Raw genomic sequence first — 16,549 nt, forward strand, 5'->3', positions numbered from 1 at the left:
GGCGGCCATGCGCGAGTTGGAACCGGTCTTCGCCATCTGGGACAGCCTCGCCGAATTCAATACATCGGAGAGCGATGCCGCGCTTCGTCATCTCTTCGAATGCCTGGCGAAGCTCGTGCGCGCGGACAATGTCTTCTGGTTCTCCGCCGTGCGGCTCATGTCGGGAGAGCTGACGAACGAGGACCTCGGCCACGGATGGCGGATGCGTTCCTACGAAGTCTGGCGGCCCGATCCCGCGAAGCAGGCGCGGTTGCAACTCTTGCAGAAGAGCCTCGACAAGAAGAGCGATGTGCCGCTGGGTCTGACGACCACGACCATCTCGGGAGAAGCGGGCCGCTTCCGCGTGCATCGTTTGCGTGACGGGTGGATTGATTTCAAGACGTTCAAATCCACCCCGCACTATGATTTGTTCTACAGGCTCCCGCGAATCGACGATCGCATCTGGGTGGTTGTCCCCCTGGGTCCCGATACGGAGTCCTACTTCGTCATCGACAAGATCGCGACCCGCACGCGTTTCTCCGCATCGGACGCGGAGCTCGCCGGCGTCGTGCTCCGTGGCATCAAGTGGTTCCACCGGGCCCTGGCGCTCAGCCACGGCCTCATCGCCGCCCGCTCGCCTCTCACCGCCATGGAGCGCCGCGTGACCCGGCTCCTGCTGACGGGGCGCTCGGAGAAGGAGATCGCCGATGCGCTGGGCTCCACGCTCGGAACCACCCACAACCACGTGGGACAGATCTTCCGCAAATTCGGCGTCCGGAGCCGCGCGGAGTTGACGGCCATCTGGCTCGGCCACCGCAAGTAGCCCGTCGCGCGGACCGTGCTGATCAGCACGGTAGGCAGCGGGGCCGGGTTCCGCTACAGAGGTGGCTATTCCGACGAAGGCGGTTTTGACACGTCTTGCGCGGAATCCAGTTCCACATCCGCTCGACAAGAGCGAGGAGATGAGTTCATGAAGAAGCTTTGTACGGCCTTGGGCGTTCTGGCAGTCCAGCTCTCGGGTGCATCGGCTTTCGCGCAGGTCGCCACCGTCTATTCCGGAGACAACGCCAGCGGCACGGCGGTGCAGCTCTATTCCCAGGGGACGTATGCGATGGACAGCGGGTGCGGCCCGGTCCTGGGACTGGGCCCGAGCAATGTGCTGGGTTTCCGTCCCCGCTTCATCCAGCTGGCGGACGGCTACCAGGTGAAGCTCCAGGGGTGGTACGGCAACCCCGGGGACACGCACTGCGCGGGACCCAGCGCCTCGCTGGTTCCGATCACCTGCACCAACTCGAAGAACCTCTATGACGCGGGTTGCATCAGCGGCTGGGTGTACGACAACGTCGGCGGCGCGGTGATCATCGAGAAGGTGCCGACCCCGCAGACGGACCCCGGCGTGCTCGCCACCGTCTACTCCGGTGACAATTTCAGCGGCAAGGCCGTGGCGATCCGCTCCCAGGGGGCGTACGCCATGGATAGCGGGTGCGGCCCGGCCCTGGGATTGGGCGCGAGCAATGTGCTGGGTTTCCGCCCCCGCTCCATCCGGCTGGCGGATGGCTACCAGGCGAAGCTCCAGGGCTGGTATGCCAACCCCGGGGACACGCACTGCGCGGGACCCAGCGCCTCGCTGGTTCCGATCACCTGCACCAACTCGAAGAACCTCTATGACGCGGGTTGCATCAGCAGCTGGGTGTACGACAACGTCGGCGGCGCGGTGATCATCGAGAAGGTGCCGACCCCGCAGACGGACCCCGGCGTGCTCGCCACCGTCTACTCCGGTGACAATTTCAGCGGCAAGGCCGTGGCGATCCGCTCCCTGGGAGCGTATGCGATGGACAGCGTGTGCGGCCCGGCCCTGGGATTGGGCGCGAGCAATGTGCTGGGTTTCCGTCCCCGCTCCATCCGGCTGGCCAGCGGCCGTCAGGTGAAGCTCCAGGGGTGGTACGGCAACCCCGGGGACACGCACTGCGCGGGACCCAGCGCCTCGCTGGTTCCATCCACCTGCGTCAATTCGAAGAACCTCTATGACGCGGGTTGCATCAGCAGCTGGGTGTACGACAACGTCGGCGGCGCGGTGCTCGTCGAGTAGAGCGAGCTGCCCTTTCAGGGGAGGGGGCGAGCGGGCAGTCTCACGGAGAACGTCGAGCCCTTGCCCGGCTCGCTCTCGACGTCCAGCGAGCCGCCGTGTGCCACCAGGATCTTCCGCGCCACCGCCAGCCCGAGCCCCACGCCGGGGATGGTTTCACGCGTGGAAGCGCTCCGGCGGAAGGGCTCGAAGATGCTCTCCTTCTCCGAGGGCGCGATGCCCACTCCCGAGTCCGTCACCTCGATGCGGTGACCCCCCTGCTCCGGCACGACGCGGATGCGCACCGGCCCTCCCTCGGGTGAGTACTTGATGGCGTTGCTCAGCAGGTTGTTGAGGGCCCGCTCGGGCGGAATCGTCCCGGAGCCGGCCCCGCTCGCGGCCAGCTTCAAGGCGGTGATGGGGTTGCGCAGATCATGGGCCACCCCCGCGAGGAAGCTCACCTGGGCCTCCCGCTGCCGCTCCAGCCGGGCCACCATGTCGTTGAAGGCCCGGGCGATGTTCCGCAGCTCCCGGGCGCCGAGCTCGGGTGCCGGCGTCCAGGAGGAGCCGAGCTGGAAGCCCACCAGTGCCCGCTGGAGGAGCTGCATCGGGCGGTAGACGAGGCGCTGCTCGGCCCAGAGCACCACCCCGACGCCCGTCAACAGCATCAGCACGGCGAGCAGCCCGATGAGATCGGCACGGTCGTCGCCGCATGAGGACGACCCCCAGGAGGGAGCCGTCACCATACCGATACGGGTGGGCAGGGGCTCCTCCCTGGCCGCCGGGTGACGACTTCTGGCCCATGGGCGCACCCACCGCATCGGCGGAAGAAGCAGGGGAGAGGATTCCTCGTTTTACAAGAATATCTTCTTGTGGTATGGATATCTTCCGTTGAGCCCGGAAAGCCCTGGACCCGGGTTTTCGGAGGAATACCCCCATGATGAGAGACCGGACTCGCTCCTCGTTCTCGCTCGTGCTGTCTGGACTGTTGCTGGCGGCCTGTGGCGTTGCCCCCGAGCCCGGGTTGGCGCCCACGGAGCCCCTGGGAACCCGGGAGGCGGCGATGTGCTCCGGCACGAGCGTCTCGGCCCTCGACTTCTACGGCATCAGCACGTACCAGGGCGAGATGGCGGGGAATGGAGGGTGGGCGGTGTCCGGCGGGGCCAACGCCATCTATCTGGACTACTACGTGGATGGCGCCCTCTACAGCTCCGAGTTGCGCATGGGTCTCTCCGGCACCTGGTACTTCAGCCAGGGGGGGATCTCCTGCGGCTCGCACTTGTTCGAGGTGAAGGCCTCCCCGGCGGTCATCGACAGCAGTGGGAATCAAACCTATTGCTGGATGTCCGGTCCCCGCGCGCTGTCCCAGTACGTCCAGGACGAGACCTGTGCGCCCCCTGCTTCCGGTGGCAATCCGTTCCGGTACGTGTCCGCGAGCGATCAACGCCAGGGCTGCTATGGAATCGCAGGCAGGAACTCCGCCTCTTGCGCGAGCATCAGCGACTTCAATGATCGGCAGATGTGTTACGGCCTCGCGACCGCCTCCCAGCAGCCCTGCACGTCCATGACGGATCGCAACATGCAGCTGGCCTGCTACGGCATGTCCATCAAGTACCCGTCCAACTGCCGCGACATCACTGACGCGAACATGCAAGCCTTCTGCTACGGGGTGTCGTACCAGAATGGCACGTATTGCAACAGCATCACCGACCGCAATACGCAGTTGTTCTGCTACGGGATGTCGAACCGGATCGGCTCCAACTGCCGCGACATCACCAACGCGAACGATCGGCAGTTCTGCTACGGCGTGTCGAGCAGCTACACCTCCGACTGCGCGTACATCCAGTAGGGGTTGCGGGCGGCGGGTTCGATTCCCGCCGCTTCCACTAGAAGTTGCCCGCCGCTCTGAGCCGCGCCCCTCTCCTGTGTTACCGAGCACGCTGGATGAGGGAGAAGTGGGCCTGGGTGAGCGCGCAGAATGATGGAGAGGCCCATGGCCGTGGCCAGGATTCCATCAGCAAGCCTGACGAAGAGGGAAGGAGGGGGAGGGTCCTGCGTGGAGGCCCGCCCCCGCGGGTCCGTGTCAGGCCGCGCCAGCACGCGTAGAGCACGTCGCCAGGAGGGCGGGCGGGGGCTCAGCGGCGGCTCAGTAGGAGTAGCCCTGGAAGCCGCTGCCGTTCCAGGTGATGTAGCCACCCACGAAGTTCTGCCGGGGCGCGCCGTTGGCGGAGTACTCGTCACCCGTGGGGAAGCCCAGCCAGCCCTCGCCACCGCCGTTGACCATGTACGCGTCACGGATGCCGCCGCGGACCATGTACGCCGTGCTGTAGCCGTTGCGGCGCATGCACATGTTGGGGCCGAGGTAGCCTCCCGTCATGTCCTGCGTCACGCCCGCGCCCCAGGTGTGCACGTACGCCGTGCCACCGCTGTCGAAGGGCAGGCCCGCCGCCGCCTGGCCCCCATTGCGGTTGTAGCAGTCCACGATGGACGGCTCGTACGCACCGCTGGCCCAGTAGCCCACCCGCGCCGACGTGTTGTTGTTGGCGTGGATGAAGCAGCTCGCCTGCGAGAGCGCGTACTGGTTGCGGCCGCTGCACGAGGCGTTCTGCTCCACCACGTTGGCGTACCCGCCGCTCACCGAGTCCACCACCGCCACGTGGCCCCACGTGTTCCAGTTGAACACCATCAGGTCTCCGTGCATCGGCTGGTAGCCGCTGCCCTGACGGTACACCGTGGAGCCCGCGGGCGCCCGGTCACACATCTGCGCCGCGTAATCCACCGGCCACATCTTCGGGCCCACGCCCCAGCGCTTGTAGAAGTAGCGCTGCGCCAGCTCCACGCACTGGTAACACAGGCCGAACTCGCAATAGCCCACACAGGAATAGCCCGTCCCCTGGCTCCCCGCGTTCGAGTACGCCGCGTGTCCGTCGATGCTCGCCATCACCGCGCCACACGCGCTGCTGCACGCCTCCTGCTCCCCGGTGCCCAGCTCCTCCCGCGTTGCCAGCTCCTCCTGCGTGTCCTCGACTCCCGCGCAGCCTGCCGCCACCGCGAGCAGCACCGCCATCAGCGTCGCGCGGATGAATCCATTCCGTGTCATCGGACTTCTCCCTTCCATACGGAGCCCTCGTTCCGGCCAGGCCCGACGGAGTCGTTGAAGGTGGGGTTTCCCGGCGCTCGTCTGGCGTCGGAGTGGGAAAAGCCATACACGATGACACGCGGGAATTTCAAGAAACGGGCGGATGGAAGGATTCCAGCGTCTTCGTATGTCCTTACATCCCTTACACGCCTTACATCCTCCCTTACAGCCCTTACAGCGCCTTACGCGCGCCCGTTTCCATGCAACTCGCGAGGGGGAAGATGCGATGATATGTCTCGAGCCGGGCATCGCATTGATTTCCCCCAGGCTCCGGATGGTTCCATGAGCTTCATTTCGCGCAAGTCCTCCCATTCCCCCTCCAACACGGCGAGTTCCCGGTCCCAGGGCACTGGGGACACCCCGCGCACCCACCGCGCCCCGAGCGAGTCCAAGCCGAACACGCCCCCGGGCTACTCGTCGCGCAGCTCCTTCGAGTCCAGCTCCGCGCCGCGCCGGTCCACCTTGAACATGATGGCGGCCGCGCGGCCGTCACCGGCCGATGGCATCCGCCCGAAGCCGGCATATGCCGCCGCCTTCCAGCCCCACCAGGTCGCTCCCAACGTCTCGGTCCCCACGAAGATCGGCGTCCACTGGGGCCCGGCGACGGCCTACTCCGACGTGGGCCGCATCAACGCGGTGGCGGATTCGCTGAAGGAGCGCGGCGTCGGTTTCGTCACGGTCATCGTCAACAGCGAGAACGTCGAGGCCCAGCAGGCCAGCATCAAGGCCCTGTTGGATCGCGGCATCGAGCCCGTCATCCGGCTGCTGCCCGGCAGCGACTACAACAAGACGATGGACCAGCTCTCCGACGCGGAGATGGAGTCCATGGCCAACGCCGCCAAGAAGCTCCAGGACATGGGCGTCAAGCTCATCCAGCTGGACAACGAGCCCAACCACGACGAGGGCGGCAAGCAGCTCTTCTCCAAGCTCGAGGCGCGCTACTCGCCCAACGCCACCGAGGCGCAGAAGCAGGAGTACGAGCAGGCCATGAACCGGTACGCCGACAATCTGGCGAAGACCATGTCCCTCATCGAGCAGAAGGCTCCTGGGATGGCGGTGGGCTTCGCGGCCTTCGCGCCGGGACGGCCGCACCAGGAGGAGATGTTCAACGATCTGGTGTGGAGGATGAAGTCGCACAACGATGCCTCGGGAGGCGAGCTCCTGAAGAACTCCTGGCTCGCCACGCACCCGTACAGCACCGGCCAGGAGGGGGACGGCGTCGCCCTGGCGGAGCACTGGCGGCACACGGCGGAGCAGGTGCTGGGCTTCCCCATCAAGTCGCTGGCCACCGAGGGCGGCAACGCCATCCGCCATGATCGCGCCACGACGGAGCAGCCCAGCTCCGACATCAACCTGGCCCAGATGCGCGCGGTGGCCAATGATCCCAACGCCACGCAGAACTACTGGCTCATCGGTGATCAGGTCCTCACCGGCAGCAGCGAGCCGGGCCCCTGGGAGATGGACTCGCTCGTCTACCTGAAGGAGGAGAACGGGCAGCTCGTCCAGAAGGAGAGCATCTTCTTCCAGAACATGCTCAAGGTGACCCGGGGCGAGATCGGCTGAGCGTCCGCCCCCGGACTCCACCCGACACCGGCGGCCCGCTCACACGAGGTGCGGGCCGAGGCTCAACGTTGGGCCTGGAGCGTCTGGACGCTCCGGGTACCGCCTCGCGACAGGGGGGCCTCGGTCTCCACCTGCAGCACGCGGCGCGCCTCGCTTTCGATCCACAGGATCATCTTCCGCGGCGCCTTCTCCGGCTCCTTCTCGCCGGTGGACTCGCGCAGCTCGACCTTGTAGCTCGCGACGTCCTTCTTCAGTCTCGCGAGACCCGAGACCGGGCCGGCGAAGGGAACGGAGACCCGCCAGGTGGAGAAGGGCGCTCCCGTCTCCATTCCCCCCGGGTCGAGCACCCGGACGCTCCCGGTGAAGCCCGGTGCCAGGGGAAGCGTGGAGAGGGCCAGCTCCAGCGGCGCACCCGGGAACAAGAGCGGCGTGTCTCCCACGTGCTGGTTGAACTTCACCGCACTGGCGCCCTTGCCCTCCGCGCGCAGGAAACCGTCGATGACTTCCAGCCGCCTCGAGGCACCGGGAGACCGGCTCACCCACCGGTAGGGAAGCAGGGTCTTCGCATCGAGCCAGAAGCGCTGCTCGAACGTCCCCGCCTGGGTGCGGCCCGTCTCGATGATGATGAGCGCGTCACGCTTCTTGTCGCGCTTGCGCTGGATGATGCGTTTGACCGTCGCCACGGAGAAGCTCCAGGGCATCCCCTCTCCGGGGAGCTTCTCCTGGATGCTCTGGTACTGGAGCATGCCTGGCTTGAGCAGCGAGGCCTGCACCCGCGCGGTGATGGAGGGAAGAGAGGGCTCGGGCCGGACCGAAGCGGAGGGCTCCGGGGTGGGCTGGGGCTCCGGAGCCAGGCTCGCGACGGCCTCGGACTTCCCCGGCGGGCCCTCCAGGCGAAAGGTGTTCATGAAGCGCTGGATGGCGTCCTCGGGGGGCAGCGTTTCACCGCCCACCTCGATGGCGGCGATCCGCGCGCCGATGAGCACCAACCGCCCCACTGTCCGATAGGTCGGCTCGTCGGTGGACTCGAGGCGGTAGTCGAGCGCGGGGAGATCGCCGACGTGTGTGGCCTCCTGGCGGACGATCCGGAAGCTTCCTTCCTCCGCACTCGTGTCCAGATGCTTCTGGAGGGACGCGGCGGGTGGCTTCGAGGACTCGGCCTGCGAGAGCGACGCGCTCAGGACCCACCCCTCCGCGGGGTACACATAGTGGCAGCCCGGCTCGTCCGCGTTCGCGTTCGCGTCGCAGGTGGGCGCCGCGGGAAACTCGATGCTGAACGGCCCGCCCGCGGGCGTCACCCGCTGGGGCGCGTCTCCGGGGGAGGGCTCGGCGGCCGAGGACGTGCCGCACAGCAGCGACAAGCCTACCGACAGACACAAGGACGCGACGACTCGCCGTGAACGGAAGCGCATGAGGGGGGTGTGTACCACGGTGGCCCCCGTGCCGTTCTACCCCGGGAGCGCGGGAGGAGCACCCGTTGTCAGCCCTGTCCCCGAGAGGCTAGAAAGTTCGGACCATGCCGACGAACGCTCCCGGACATCTGCTGCCCCTCGCGAATGGCTGGTCTCTCTGGAAGGACTTCTGCGTTCGTGGCGCGGGCTTCCCCGCGGAGGATGTGCTGCGGCTCGCCAGCCGGGAGCTCGCCTCGGCGGTGGACGCGTGGTTGGAGCTCGAGGAGCGCATCCGCGAGCTCCGTCAAACGCTCATCGCCACCCTCGACCGTGAACGGCAGGGGCTGCCTCCAGACGAGGCCCGCGCGCTCAACGGCGCCATCAAGCGGCTGGCCCGGGGAGGACTGCCCCAGGAGCTCCAGGCCGGGGACGAGGCCCGCACGCGCTTCGAGGCCCTGCGCTCCAGCCTGGCGGAGCTGGAGGCCGCCCGGGCCCGCCTGGACGCGCTGTTCGAGCGCGAGAGCACCCGTCTCGGCGAGGTCCTCCGGGCCCAGGCTCGCGACAGCCGGTTCCGCGAGGCCCTCGTGTGGCAGAACCGCGCCGCGCTCCACTCGGCCATCGAGCCGTTGCTGCGCAGCCCGCCGGATGAGCGTGGCGCCAAGGTCCGCACCCGGGAGCAGCTCGTCGCCAACTACCTCCAGCGCTACACCGTCAAGAACGACTCCATCGGCTTCTTCGGCCCGCTCGGCTGGGGCACCTTCTCCGAGGAAGGCCCCTCCGTCATGGCCCGGCCCGGCCCCTCGCTCATCGAGGGCCGCCGGGTGTCCCTCGACTTCTGGGCCATCGAGGCCCTGGCCCAGAAGTTCTCCAAGATGCCCGGCATCCGGCCGTGGCTCGCCCCCCGCCTCATGGCCTATGCGCGCATCGAGGGGCGCACCTTGCACATGCCCCTGGGCAGCGACGAGCTGTCCCCCACGGTGTTGCGCCTGCTCTCGCTGTGCAATGGCGAGCGGCTGGCCCGGGAGATCGCCCCCCCGGTGATCGCCGAGGGGCTGTTCACCTCGGAGGCGGACGTCTACGCGGCGCTGGAGGAGCAGCGGTCCCGCGGCGTCCTCGTCTGGGAGCTGGAGCTGCCCACCCTGGCGCTCGGGCGCGAGCGGGTGCTGCGGCAGCTGCTGGAGCGGGTGGGCGATGAGGCCGCGCGCTCCACCGCGCTCGCCCAGCTCTCGGAGCTGGAGGAGGCCCGCGAGGCCGTCGTCCGCGCGGCCGGAGACCCGGACGCGTTGGACCGGGCCCTCGGCGAGGTGGAGAGCCGCTTCAGCCGCCTGACGTCCATGGATGCCACCCGCAACGCCGGCATGACGTACGGCGGGCGCACCATGATCTACGAGGACTGCCGCCGGGGCCTCTCCGTGACGTTCGGTCCCGAGCTGCTCGACCGCATCCGGCGGCCCCTCTCGCTGCTGATGCTCGGCGGGCGCTGGTACAGCCACCAGCTCGGCCGCCGGTGTCATGAGGCCCTGCTCGGAGTCTTCCGCTCCCTGTGCGAGGGCCTGGGGACGGACACCGTGGAGGGCGTCCTGTTCTGGCCCGCCGCCGCCGAGCTCTTCCCCGAGAATGGCAAGCACCCCGCCTTCGCCGAGCCCCTGGTGGCCGACTACCCGGCGCGCTGGGCCCGCGTCTTCGGCCTGCCCCAGGCCCAGGGGCAGCGCGTGGTCGAGCTCACCTCGGATGCGATCGAGCCCCTCGTTCGCGAGCTGTTCGCCGCCCCCCATCCCGGCTGGCCCACGTCCCGCTACCACTCGCCGGATCTGATGATCAGCGCGAGGAGCCTGGAGGCCCTGCAGCGCGGCGACTATCAGGTCGTCCTGGGAGAGCTCCACTTCGCGGTCAACTCCCTCGAGCAGGAGTTCTTCATGGACTCGCACCCGGAGCCCGCGCGGCTGCGGGGCGCCATCGCCGAGGACGTGGGGCCGCGCTTCATCCCCGCCGTGATGAAGACCGACCTCTACAGCGGCCGCGGTGTCACGCCCCTCTCGGATCACCCCGAGGACGTGGTGTTCGAGTTCGGCGCCTCACGCTCCTGGCGTCCCCGCTCGCAGGTGGTGGCGCTCAGCGACCTGGTGATGCGGGTGGTGGACGGACGGCTCATGTCGTGCACCCGGGACGGCTCCCGGTGCTGGGACGTCATGCAGGTGGCGCAGATCATCCTCCCGGCCATCATGTTCCCGTTGCTGCCCCCGATGCCGTATGTGCCGCGCGTCACCCTCGACGGCCTCGTGGTGGCGCGCGAGGCGTGGCGCTTCCAGGTGGCCGAGCTGCCCTTCGTCCAGGCGCCCACCACCGTGGAGCGCTTCATCGGCGTGCGCCGGTGGGCCCGCGACCGGGGTCTGCCCCGCTTCCTCTTCTTCAAGGCCTCCTCGGAGCGCAAGCCCAGCTACCTGGACCTGGAGAGCCCCCACGCCGTGGACAACTTCCTGCGGATGCTCCAGGGCTCGCAGTCGGTGTTCGTCTCCGAGATGCTCCCGGCGATCGATCACACCTGGCTGCCGGATGCCGAGGGCCACACGTACACGAGCGAGTTCCGCATCGTCGCGGTGGACCCGGAGACCTGGCGGCCGGACTGAGGGCCTGCTCGAGCGCGTGTGGAGTGACGTCGCCACCTCGAGTGCTCTCCGGCCGGCGGGACAGGCTCCAGCCATGCTTGGCCCGGAGGGCCGTTTCGAGACACTTCCCGCGAGGCCCTCGCAGATGCCCCGGCGCTTCTGCCTCGGCGTGGCGAGCTGCCACCAGCCCTTCGATGACACGGGCGAGATGCACGAGCAGGGGCAGCGCCGCGGGCGCTACGGGACCCAGCCGGGCAGGGCGGCCGCCTGACGGATCCACTTCGCCAACCGCGCCTCGTCGAGCGGATCGTCCTCGTGGATGTCCAGGTAGCGCACTTCCTTTTGCTTGGACTCGCCGGGAGGGACAGGGCGAAGCGACGCGCCGCGGAAGAACGTCACCTTGATGTATTTCGTGAAGGTATGGAAGCTGAGGAACCAGCCCTGGCCCTCGACTCCGTAGAAGGGCGAGTTCCATTTGACCGCCTTGCGCACGCCGGGGACGGTGCGTGTGATGAGCGCGTCGAGGCGGCGCCCGGCGTCGCTCTTCCAGCCCGGCATGGCCGCGATGTAGGCCTGCACGGGGGCGTCGCCGTCGGCCTTCGCGATCTGAGGGTTGCCGCCCGCGAGGAGGGTCGGCTTCGCGGCCACCTTGCGTGGTTTGGCCGCCTTCGCGGCGACCTGCCTGGTGACGGCCTTCTTTGCTGCCTTCGCCGGCTTCTTGGATGTCTTGTTGGCCATTGCGTTCAATCTCACTTTCATCCGAGCCAGGAGAGGAGGGCGCGGACGGCGTCCTCGCGGCGCCGGGAGCTCTCCTGGACGCGCTGGAGCGTCCCCGCGAGCGCGCCCATGCCCTTCGAGGCCCGCTCGGGAGCGGTGCGGTAGTTCTCGGCGAGCTGCTCCAGTTGCTCGCGCAGCCGCGGGTGGCGCTCTCGCACCTGCGCGGGCCCGGTGTCCGGCTTCACCTCGGAGTGGAGCGCCGAGGCCAGCCGCTGCCACTCCTCGAGGCTCTGCCCTGTGCGTCTGGCGAAGCCACCGCGCACCATGGGCCTGACGAAGAACGGCATCGACGAGAAGTCGCGCCCCGTGTCCTCGAGGATGTTGCGGAGCGCGGCGACGAGCGTGACGGGGTCCTGGTTCATGGGGCGTGCAGCCTAACCCCACCGGCCCCCGGCTTCAGGCGGAACGTACAGGGGCGCCGGCCGAGGTGTTCTCGAGTGAAGCGATCAGGGACGAGGGCTCCAGGCGGAGCGGCAGGGCACGAGGCCCCCGGGCGATGATCGACCGCGACCAGTCGAGCTCCTTCCGCTGGAGCGAGAAGCCCCGGATGCGCGAGAAGAGCGCCTCCAGGCCGAGGCGTGCCTCCAGCCGTGCGAGCATCGCCCCCAGGCAGTAGTGGGGCCCGTGGCCGAAGGCGAGGTTGCTCGGGCTGTCGCGGTCGAGCAGGAACCGGTCCGCCTGGGGGAAGCGGCTCTCGTCGCGCATGGCCGCGCCCACCAGGGCCACGACGAGGGAGCCCCGGGGAATCGTCACACCGGACAGCTCCACGTCCTCCGTCGTCAGCCGGAGGCTGCTCTGTCCCGGTGGCTCGAAGCGGAGCACCTCCTCGATGAGCCGGGGGATGAGCGCGGGATTCTCGCGCACGCGCTCCAGCTCCCGCGGATGCTCCGAGAGCACCACCATCGTGTTGGCGAGCAGGTACACGGTGGTCTCGACGCCGGCCGGCACCAGGCCGAAGAGGAAGCTCAAGACCTCCTCGTGCGTCAGCTCACCGCGGAGCAGCTCGCTCACGAGATCCTCTCCGGGCCAGGCGCGCCGCTGCTCGATGAGCGCGTTGAAGCAGCGCTCCATCTCCTGGAGGCTGTGGCGGATCTCCTCCTGGCGCTCGGGCGAGGGCTGGCTGGCGGGGATGCTGACCAGATCATCCGCCCAGTGCTTCAAGCGCGGGGCCATGGCGGGCTCCAGGCCGAAGAAGAGGTTCAATACGCGGGCCGGGAGGGGCAGGGCGAGCTCCGCGATGAAGTCCACCTCCTGGCGGCGCACGGCGGCGTCGGCGAGTTCCTCGGCGATGGCGCGGATGCTCGGCTCCAGCCGGCTCAGCGCCGCGCCGTTGAAGGTCCGGCTGACGAGGGCCCGCAGGCGCGTGTGCTCCGGTGGATCCTTCATGACGAGCGAGTCCGCCGTGGGGTTCCGCTCCAACCAGGGCGGCCGGAAGCTCCGGCCCAGGCCCGCCGAGGAGAAGCGCCGGGGATCCTTGAGCACGGTCACCACGTCGTCGTAGCGGCTGACGGCCCACATGCCGCCCGGCTCCACCTGGCACACCGGCCCGCGCCGCAGCTCCGCGTACAGCGGATAGGGATTGGCTCTCACCTCGGGGGTCATCAGGTTCAGCGGCTGGCTCATGGTTCCGTTCCTCGTGTGAGGGGTTGCGGAACCCAGGAGGGCAAACGGCGGGCCAGCGCTCATCGCTCCGGAGTTTCAGAGGAGAGCGGGTTCACGAAGGTGGCGCCCGGGCCGGCGGTATCGGTCGAATCGACCGGGTGGGTCTTCCAAAGTGGAAGAGCGGGGGGGGGCTCCGTGGGGTGGGAGGCTCTGGTAGAGTCCGAGCGCTCGGGAGGAGCGTGTCATGTTCATCACGGTGCTGTGTGTGCTGCTCGCCATGCTGCAGCCCTTCGTGTTGTCGGTGCTGGCGCGCAGCTCCACGCGGAGGGGTGACTACCTGCCCAGCCCTCGCGAGTACAACGAGGGCCTCACCGGCTGGCACAAGCGGGCCCACTTCGCCCAGCTCAATGCCTTCGAGGCCTTCCCGCCGTTCGCCGCCGCCGTCGTCCTGTCCTGGTTGGCCGGCGTCCCCCACGGGCGCATCACCCTGTTGGCGGTGCTGTTCGTCGTGTTCCGCATCGGCCATGCCGCCTTCTACCTGGCGGACAAGCCGGGCCTCCGCAGCCAGAGCTGGAAGCTGGCCATGATGGCGGTGGTGGCCCTCTACGTGCTCACGCTGGTGCAGCTGGGCTAACGCTCGAGAACGAGCAGCTCCACGCGCCGGTTGAGCTCCCGGCCGCGCGCGGTGAAGTTGGGCGCCTTGGGTTGCGTGTCGGCGAGGCCCTGCGTCTCGAGGCGCGATGGCTCCAGGCCCGCGCCCACGAGCAGCTCCATCACCGCGCGGGCCCGTGCCTCGGACAGCTGCTTGCGCGCGCCCTCGTCACCCTCCTGGTTGTGGGTGTGGCCCTCGATGCGCAGCCGCCAGGTGGGGTTGCGCACGAGCAGGTCCACCAGCTGCGAGAGGCTGGCGCTGTCCGGCAGGGGAACGGGCTTTCCCTCGGGGAATCGCAGGGGTTTGGGCAGCTCCACCCGGCCGTTCTTGTCCTTGGCCAGCGCCTTCTTCGGCGCGCGTACCAGCGCGAAGTCCAGGGGCTGCGCGGTGCCTCCCTCGAGCCTCACCCGGCGCGTCTGGGCGAGGAGGCCGGGCGCGAGGACGTCCGCCACGTAGTCGCCCGGCGCCACCTCCACCTGCACGGGCGCCCGGGCCCCCTTCTTCAGCGACACCTGCTGCGCCGTGGCCCCGCGCAGCGAGACGGTGGCCGCCACGGGTTTCAGGCTCGACAGCACCCGCACCAGCAGCTTCGCCTTCTGCTGCCGTGCCGGGGGGGCCGGAGTGGGCGCTGGCCGCGGTGCCTCGGCCTTCTTCGCCGGGGGCGGAGGCGGAGGCAGCTCGGGGAGCGCGACGTCCTCGAGCTTGGCGATCATCTCCATGTTCACGCCGTGCGCCAGCTTGACCTTGAGCCGCGGATCCTTCGCCTCCGGGACCAGCACGGTGGTGGCCGTCACGTCCACGCGCAGCCCGTTCTGCGTCTGGAAGTTGAGTGTGGAGGTGAGGTTCCACAGCAGGCCGGACGTCGGGCTGAACATGTTCCACGACGCGTCCATGTAGACGACGTTGGTCACCAGCGTGTGCGGCCCATCCTTGACCTGCCGCGTCACCAGCACGTGCGGCCCCGGCGAGCCGATCTTCTCCACCGGCGGCGTGGGGAGCGGCTCTCCGTCCAGCGTGAAGTGGACCTCATCGAGCCGGTACTGCGTGGGATCCAACCCCACGAAGAGCAGCCGCATCTCCGGCGGCGGAGTGTTGACCATCTCGCTCAGCTGCCGGTCCAGCTCCGTGCGCACCTGGTCGACGGAGGGCGGCTCCGCGGCGTGCACCACGCCGACAGAGAGCACCAACGAGACCACGGTGGGCTTCAGCAGGGAGTCCAAGGGAGCGAATTCAGGCCTTTGACGCATAGCATCTCACGCCGGACGGCTCCTCCCCACTTCTCGGACAAGCCCGGTTGGAGGACAGGCGTCCTGTCTTCCTGCTATAACTTCTTATTCTCGGCCACTTCGAGAGGCTCCTTCACCCCCCCCGCCTCCAGGAGGTTCTTCCATGCACTTGTTTCCCAGGTCCGCAGGCCTGGCCCTCGTGGCCGCCTGCGCCGTGCTGCTCGGTGTGAGCGGCGAGGCCCATGCCACCGCGGGCGTGGTCTTCGTTCACGGCACCGGCGATCAGTCCGTCAGCTCGGCCACCAGCGGCTATTGGACCCAGAGCTCCATTGACACGATGCGCAATGGCCGGCCCTACCTCATCGTCGGCTATCCCGGCGCGAGCTGCGCGGGCTTCAGCCAGTGCAGCTGGGGCTCCATCGTGGATCAGATCGTCCCGTGGGTGAACGCCAACGGCATCTCCAGCTTCACCGTCATCACCCACTCCAACGGCTCGAGCCCGCTGCGCTACATGCTGGCCCACACCGGTGCGGTGAGCGCCAAGGGCTACGCCGTCAGCCAGGTGACGAGCAAGATCTCCCAGGTCATCTTCTCGGCGCCGGATCTGGCGGGCACGCCGCTGGCGGACCAGGTGACGACGAGCGGCTCGTTCCTCAACATCGCCAACAGCGTCGTCGAGTTCTTCGGCGGTGGCAGCTACAACAACCCGGCCGTCGTGCAGCAGCGCATGGACAACATGCGCGTGTACAACTCGAACGGCACCTTCGGCGGCACCCAGGGCGCCACCTCGGTGGGTGGCAAGCCCATCTCCGTGGTGCGTGGCAACCGCGTCTACGCCAACCTCTTCTCCAGTGACGCGCACTGCGGTGGCTACCTGTACTCCATTGGCCTCAAGGCGGCGGCGCTGCTCGGCTGGGGCAGCTTCAACGCCGGCACGGACGGCTTCATCGGCAATGACAGCTCCGGCTACTTCGGCAACATCATCATCGACGACGGCCGCCTCAACCACCACCAGTCGCGCCGCAGCTGCCACAACAGCGGCAACATCATCGCGCAGAAGGTGGCCAACGCCCCCATCCCCGCGCCCTCGCAGCAGACGTACGCCCCCGAGTACGCCGTGTCGGAAGCGGCCCAGGCCTGCAACAACTACGCGTCCGGCTACGCCACGGACTTCATGACCGGCAACACGGTGTGGAAGTACGGCTGCACCACCACCCAGCTCAACAACGGCTACATGGAGCCCGACTGCCTCATCGCCTATGGGCGCTCCAGCGGCTACACCATTCCGAGCACGGCGAGCTGGAACCCCTTCATCAACCCCTCCTACTACCCGACCTGGAGCCAGGTGTGCCCCGACTCGTGGCATGGCGACGGCATCTGCGACGCGTGCCTCGTGGCCAAGTACGGCTTCGATGCCACCACCGGCTCCACGGGCGCCAATGACTGCGTGCGCTCGCCTCCGGGTGGCTCCAACTGGTGCGGTGCCCTCGCCTGGGACACCTGGTACGGCTTCCACAACTACACCGTCGTGAAGGCGCTTCACTGAGCC

The 16,549-nt window shown here is 68.4% G+C and carries 15 protein-coding genes; 8 read left to right on the forward strand and 7 right to left on the reverse strand.

Annotation, left to right across the window (positions count from 1 at the left end):
* The first annotated feature begins 7 nt into the window (after positions 1–7).
* Together VFZ09_RS47360 and VFZ09_RS47365 are read left to right on the forward strand one after the other, a co-directional pair.
* On the forward strand, positions 8–802 hold the full coding sequence (locus tag VFZ09_RS47360) for a helix-turn-helix transcriptional regulator (RefSeq protein WP_329734443.1): 795 nt from the start codon (positions 8–10) through the stop codon (positions 800–802).
* 147 nt (positions 803–949) lie between these two features.
* Positions 950–2,068 carry a hypothetical protein gene (locus tag VFZ09_RS47365; protein WP_329734444.1) on the forward strand — a complete coding sequence of 373 codons (1,119 nt, stop codon included), beginning with the start codon at positions 950–952 and terminating at the stop codon, positions 2,066–2,068.
* Between the two features lie 14 nt (positions 2,069–2,082).
* On the opposite strand, the gene VFZ09_RS47370 is transcribed toward VFZ09_RS47365, so the two are convergent.
* Complete coding sequence (locus tag VFZ09_RS47370; RefSeq protein ID WP_329734528.1) at positions 2,083–2,712, reverse strand: sensor histidine kinase; 630 nt, start codon at positions 2,710–2,712, stop codon at positions 2,083–2,085.
* Positions 2,713–2,981: 269 nt separating this feature from the next.
* On the opposite strand from VFZ09_RS47370, the gene VFZ09_RS47375 reads away from it, so the two are divergent.
* Positions 2,982–3,893 carry a hypothetical protein gene (locus tag VFZ09_RS47375; RefSeq protein ID WP_329734445.1) on the forward strand — a complete coding sequence of 304 codons (912 nt, stop codon included), beginning with the start codon at positions 2,982–2,984 and terminating at the stop codon, positions 3,891–3,893.
* A 297-nt stretch (positions 3,894–4,190) separates the two neighbouring features.
* Here the strand turns inward: VFZ09_RS47375 and VFZ09_RS47380 are convergent, their stop codons facing one another.
* Entirely contained in the window at positions 4,191–5,144 is a 954-nt protein-coding gene (locus tag VFZ09_RS47380) for a CHAP domain-containing protein (protein ID WP_329734446.1), read from the reverse strand.
* A 321-nt stretch (positions 5,145–5,465) separates the two neighbouring features.
* Here VFZ09_RS47380 and VFZ09_RS47385 point away from each other — a divergent pair, with 321 nt between their 5' ends.
* The gene (locus tag VFZ09_RS47385) at positions 5,466–6,746 is read left to right on the forward strand and encodes a hypothetical protein (protein ID WP_329734447.1); all 1,281 of its coding nucleotides are present in this window, start codon (positions 5,466–5,468) and stop codon (positions 6,744–6,746) included.
* Between the two features lie 62 nt (positions 6,747–6,808).
* Here the strand turns inward: VFZ09_RS47385 and VFZ09_RS47390 are convergent, their stop codons facing one another.
* Complete coding sequence (locus VFZ09_RS47390; protein WP_329734448.1) at positions 6,809–8,158, reverse strand: hypothetical protein; 1,350 nt, start codon at positions 8,156–8,158, stop codon at positions 6,809–6,811.
* 104 nt (positions 8,159–8,262) lie between these two features.
* On the opposite strand from VFZ09_RS47390, the gene VFZ09_RS47395 reads away from it, so the two are divergent.
* Positions 8,263–10,764, forward strand: coding sequence for a lantibiotic dehydratase (locus tag VFZ09_RS47395; RefSeq protein ID WP_329734449.1), 2,502 nt, complete (start codon positions 8,263–8,265; stop codon positions 10,762–10,764).
* 73 nt (positions 10,765–10,837) lie between these two features.
* On the forward strand, positions 10,838–11,014 hold the full coding sequence (locus VFZ09_RS47400) for a hypothetical protein (RefSeq protein ID WP_329734450.1): 177 nt from the start codon (positions 10,838–10,840) through the stop codon (positions 11,012–11,014).
* Here VFZ09_RS47400 and VFZ09_RS47405 read toward each other — a convergent pair.
* The 3 genes from VFZ09_RS47405 to VFZ09_RS47415 are packed head-to-tail and all read right to left on the reverse strand — an operon-like array spanning position 10,981 to position 13,143.
* Positions 10,981–11,481, reverse strand: a complete 501-nt coding sequence (locus VFZ09_RS47405) for a DUF1801 domain-containing protein (protein WP_329734451.1) — start codon at positions 11,479–11,481, stop codon at positions 10,981–10,983. The two genes, VFZ09_RS47400 and VFZ09_RS47405, sit on opposite strands and share 34 nt — an antisense overlap.
* 17 nt (positions 11,482–11,498) lie before the next feature.
* Positions 11,499–11,882 carry a hypothetical protein gene (locus VFZ09_RS47410; protein ID WP_329734452.1) on the reverse strand — a complete coding sequence of 128 codons (384 nt, stop codon included), beginning with the start codon at positions 11,880–11,882 and terminating at the stop codon, positions 11,499–11,501.
* 34 nt (positions 11,883–11,916) lie between these two features.
* Entirely contained in the window at positions 11,917–13,143 is a 1,227-nt protein-coding gene (locus tag VFZ09_RS47415) for a cytochrome P450 (RefSeq protein ID WP_329734453.1), read from the reverse strand.
* 223 nt (positions 13,144–13,366) lie between these two features.
* Between VFZ09_RS47415 and VFZ09_RS47420 the strand changes: the two genes are divergently transcribed.
* Complete coding sequence (locus VFZ09_RS47420; RefSeq protein WP_329734454.1) at positions 13,367–13,756, forward strand: MAPEG family protein; 390 nt, start codon at positions 13,367–13,369, stop codon at positions 13,754–13,756.
* On the opposite strand, the gene VFZ09_RS47425 is transcribed toward VFZ09_RS47420, so the two are convergent.
* Positions 13,753–14,994 carry an OmpA family protein gene (locus VFZ09_RS47425; protein ID WP_329734455.1) on the reverse strand — a complete coding sequence of 414 codons (1,242 nt, stop codon included), beginning with the start codon at positions 14,992–14,994 and terminating at the stop codon, positions 13,753–13,755. The genes VFZ09_RS47420 and VFZ09_RS47425 overlap by 4 nt on opposite strands.
* Positions 14,995–15,163: 169 nt before the next feature.
* Here VFZ09_RS47425 and VFZ09_RS47430 point away from each other — a divergent pair, with 169 nt between their 5' ends.
* Positions 15,164–16,546 carry a hypothetical protein gene (locus tag VFZ09_RS47430; RefSeq protein ID WP_329734456.1) on the forward strand — a complete coding sequence of 461 codons (1,383 nt, stop codon included), beginning with the start codon at positions 15,164–15,166 and terminating at the stop codon, positions 16,544–16,546.
* Positions 16,547–16,549 lie beyond the last annotated feature (3 nt).

Origin of the sequence: Archangium sp., from assembly GCF_036277355.1 — a bacterium.
Classification (GTDB): Bacteria; Myxococcota; Myxococcia; order Myxococcales; family Myxococcaceae; genus Archangium.